Raw genomic sequence first — 4,141 nt, 5'->3', positions numbered from 1 at the left:
GAGGGGAAGGGACGGGGGAGAAGGGGGAAGAAAAAGCCTTCATACGGCGATGGAAAAAGGATATTTGAGTCCGTCCTGGATCATCTTCAAGCTCATGTTTATATGTGATGCTATCCTTTATTGTGATAGGAGATAGGATAATAGGAGAAGGGGTGTGAGTACAACTGGCGCACAAGAGATCAAGAGATAAATGGAAGGCGAAGCAATGGTATACAGTTTTGGCACCGAAGATGTTTGGCGAAGTGAAGGCGGGGGAGACAGTGGCAGATGAGCCTTCAAAGCTGATAGGTAGACGGATAGAGATGACTCTTGGAGACCTCACGGGGAAGATGATAAAGAATACAAACCTGAAGTTGTTACTGGAGATTGACGATGTCAATCACACAACGGCTTATACGAGGTTCATAGGACATAAGATGGATACTGGCTATTTACGGAGCCTGGCGAGGAAAGGAATCTCAAAGATAGACTCCAATATTGATGTCATGACGAAAGATGGCGAGAAGCTGCGGGTAAAAACTTCTTGCTTCACGCTGAAGAAGGCGAGTGAGGCGCAGGTGAAGCAAATAAGGAAGATGATGGAGGAGATAATAATAAATAGAGCAAAAACATTGGAATTAAGCAAGTATATCCAGGAGATAATTCTGGGGAAGTTATCATCTGACATATACAAAGTTGCGAAGAAGATATACCCACTGAGAAGGGTTGAGATAACGAAGACAGAGCGTTATAGGATGCAAGAGAAAGAGGAGAGGAGATGAAGATAAAGTTCCTTGGCGGTTGCAATGAGGTTGGTCGTTCTGCGATACTGATTGATGATAAGATAGTTATGGATTATGGACTTAGACCGTCCGAGCCACCAGAAGTACCAATTGAGAGTGCTTTCCCCAAGTCAGTTATCGTATCACATGCGCACCTTGACCACTCGGGTATGGTACCGAGTTTAATGCCTGAGCACAAGAAGCGGGTACCAGATGTATATCTGACTCCAGTAACACGGGATTTGACTCAGCTCCTTGGCAGGGATACGATAAAAGTAGGTAGGGAGCAGGGTTTTAGTTTCTTTGATGAGGGCAATATCCGGAGAATGGACCGGCATACCCACCCAGTGAATTATGGCGAGCGGATTATACTGGACGGTTCTGATTATGATGCAGAATATGAGGTCATATTATATAATGCAGGGCATATACCGGGTAGCTCTTCTGTATACCTTAAGAAAGAGAGTGAGGATATAAGCCTCTTCTACACGGGCGATATAAAGCTGGGTGCAACTCGGTTGATAAACAGTGCTCAACCTGCTGAATACCCACAATCTGATATCTTACTGATAGAGAGTACATACTATGGCAGGGAACACCGCGACAGGAAGGAGCTGGAGCGTGAATTTGTTGATTCTATAAAAGAGACGGTAGAATCTGGAGGTAATGCGATTGTGCCCTGTTTCGCGGTAGGCAGGACGCAGGAAATAGTGATGATACTCCATTCTTACGGAGTTACACCGTATGTGGATGGTATGGGTCTGAGTGTATTCTCCCTGTTCAAGCACCATCCAGAATTTCTAAAGGATGCGAAAGCGCTAAATGATGCCTTTGCCGATGCAATCTTTGTGAACTCGAAGAAGCGCAAGAAAGCTCTCTCTGAACCTTCTGTTATTGTCACTACCGCCGGTATGCTCAATGGAGGACCGGTGCTATATTATCTGAAGAAGATACATGAAGATCCGAGGAGCAAGGTTCTCCTCACTGGTTATCAGATAGAGGGGACAAACGGCAGGCGATTAGTTGAGCAGGGCTGTGTAGAGACGAATGGAGAAGTGATGAAGGTGAATGCGAATGTGGAACAGTATGATTTCTCTGCACATGCAGGCGACTCAGAGTTGAAGGAGTTGGTGTCCCGGTTCTGCAATTCGGGTACAGAGATTGTATTCCCGGTGCATGGTGAGCACACAGAGGAGTTCGCATCATGGACAAGGGATAAATTTGGATGTGAAGCAATCGCACCGAAGAATGGAGAAGAGTTTATAATAAAATAGTTTCAGTCCTCAGCCTCAGTCTCATATATATTGATATCCGCGTGTATCGTATCGCGCCGGTAGTGTAGTGGTATCACAGGGGCTTGCCAATCCTCTTCTGAGAGGGGGAAGGAGGAGTAAAGAGCCTCTAACCCGGGTTCGAATCCCGGCCGGCGCATGTCTGCATGTCTATATCTGCAGCTCTGCAGCATCACCATATCCAATAACCTCGCCGATAACGACACCGCTTAAAAGGTCCTTTTCCTCACGCAATCTCTTGCTTCTGCTTCTACCTCTTCTATTTCCTCTACTTCCTCGCTGTTGTTAATCTTTCCATTCATGAGATTTCTCAAATGTATACCACTGCATCTCTTTGGATGAGCCAGTCGCCGAAGAGACCACAGTCATTAACAAATAATATGAGATTGCCAAAATAGAATTAAATTAAAGTATAGGAACGCAATTTGATTAGATATTAGATTATCAATCCCATCTCAATCGCGATATCCATGAGAGTGGAGATAAACACCAGAGACCTGTACCTGATGCAGGAGGAAATAGCATCAAAGGCGATAATAGAGGACCAGCTAAGAGCTTTGAGTCTTGTGGCTGGTGCAGACCAGGCTTTCTTCCGCGAAGCTACAAACGGAAATACAGAGGGGCGAGAGATAATGATATCTGCAGTTGTAGTGCTCGAATATCCTTCAATGAAGTTTCTCTACCATTCGAGTGCGATGATGCCCGTTGACTTCCCTTATATCCCCGGACTGCTGTCTTTCCGTGAAGCACCGGCGATAATAGAAGCGTTCCACAAACTGGATAAAAAGCCCGACCTGCTCTTAATAGACGGATGCGGGATAAACCACCCCAGATTCGCGGGTTTAGCTACCCATGTAGGTGTTTTACTGGATATACCCACCATAGGTGTGGCGAAGAACATTTTGTGTGGCTCAGGCACTATTCCCAGCAAGCCAGGCGAAGCTAATTTGATAAGGTATCATGGTAGAGAAGTTGGATATTACCTCAAGAGTAAGAAAGGCTGCAGACCGCTTGTCGTCGCACCCGGGCATAAGGTATCACTTGATACCTCGCTCACCATCGTAAAGAGCTGCATCCGAAAGTATAAACTGCCAGAACCCACAAGGCTCGCACATCTCTGTGTAAATAAACTGAAGAAGGATGAAATTCGCAGGCTCACTACTACAGGATAGCGAAAAGGCAATATATGAGATAATAGGTGTGCCTTTTGATGATAATGCCACCATTAAAGGTGCGAGCAACGCTCCTGAGATGATAAGGAGGGCATCACAACGGCTTGAGACTTTCATGTGGCACAATAAGCTCGAACTCTCTGATTTACTATATTATGACCGTGGAGATTTGCATGATATTACAGACCTGGACATTGATACAGGAAAGAGGAAGATATTCATAGGTGGTGATCATTCCATATCATACCCGCTCTTCAAGTATTATTTCGAGCGGCAGGAGCTAACAAGGGTAGTGGTTATAGATGCACACGCTGACTTCAGGGATGTTTATATGGGTAACAGATTCTCCAATGCCTGTGTAATGCGCCGGATAGCGGAGTTAGCAGGGGTTGAAAACGTGATAGAGATTGGTGTTCGCTCTGCCTCATGGGAGGAGTACGAATTCATGAAAAAACGTGTAAGAATTCTTGATGTTGATATTGATGTTGATGATACGCCAGAGGAACTGGTATTGGAGGGGAGACTGTACCTCTCTATTGATATTGATGTGCTCGATCCGAGTATAGCACCAGGGGTAGAGTATCCAGAACCATGTGGGATGTCACTGGAAGCTCTGATTAGATTGGTGCGCAGGATAATAAAGAGAGGTGATGTGGTTGCATGTGACATCGTGGAGGTGAATCCACAACTGGACATCAAGAATGGAATTACATGCCTGAATGCCGCAAAGCTCGTATTTGAAGTGCTCGCTTCTTACTGGCTGAAGGATCATACCACGTCCAGAGAGAATCCAAGCCACTTAGCGCCATAGGTGAGCATACCCGATGAGAGGACATCAACACCCGTAGCTGCAAATTTGCTCACATTGCTCAGGTTTATCTCACCAGAAGCTTCCAGGATCAAGCCAGTACCAGTA

General features: G+C 45.6%; 4 protein-coding genes and 1 tRNA gene. All 5 read left to right on the top strand.

Annotation, left to right across the window (positions count from 1 at the left end):
* The first annotated feature begins 164 nt into the window (after positions 1–164).
* The 5 genes from J7J01_10215 (at position 165) to speB (ending at position 4,036) form a co-directional block, all read left to right on the top strand.
* Positions 165–761: a 30S ribosomal protein S3ae gene (locus tag J7J01_10215; GenBank protein MCD6211231.1), complete on the top strand. Its 597-nt coding sequence runs from the start codon at positions 165–167 to the stop codon at positions 759–761.
* Positions 758–2,035, top strand: a complete 1,278-nt coding sequence (locus J7J01_10210) for an MBL fold metallo-hydrolase (GenBank protein MCD6211230.1) — start codon at positions 758–760, stop codon at positions 2,033–2,035. Before J7J01_10215 ends, J7J01_10210 begins: the two co-directional genes overlap by 4 nt.
* 53 nt (positions 2,036–2,088) lie before the next feature.
* Positions 2,089–2,192: transfer RNA gene (locus J7J01_10205), tRNA-Gly, on the top strand.
* 331 nt (positions 2,193–2,523) lie between these two features.
* Complete coding sequence (gene nfi, locus J7J01_10200; GenBank protein ID MCD6211229.1) at positions 2,524–3,225, top strand: deoxyribonuclease V; 702 nt, start codon at positions 2,524–2,526, stop codon at positions 3,223–3,225.
* On the top strand, positions 3,194–4,036 hold the full coding sequence (speB, locus tag J7J01_10195; GenBank protein ID MCD6211228.1) for an agmatinase: 843 nt from the start codon (positions 3,194–3,196) through the stop codon (positions 4,034–4,036). Before nfi ends, speB begins: the two co-directional genes overlap by 32 nt.
* The last annotated feature ends 105 nt before the right edge of the window (positions 4,037–4,141 follow it).

This window comes from Methanophagales archaeon, from assembly GCA_021159465.1.
In the GTDB taxonomy this organism is placed as follows: domain Archaea; phylum Halobacteriota; class Syntropharchaeia; order Alkanophagales; family Methanospirareceae; genus G60ANME1.
This window is presented reverse-complemented; position numbering and strand designations above follow the sequence as displayed.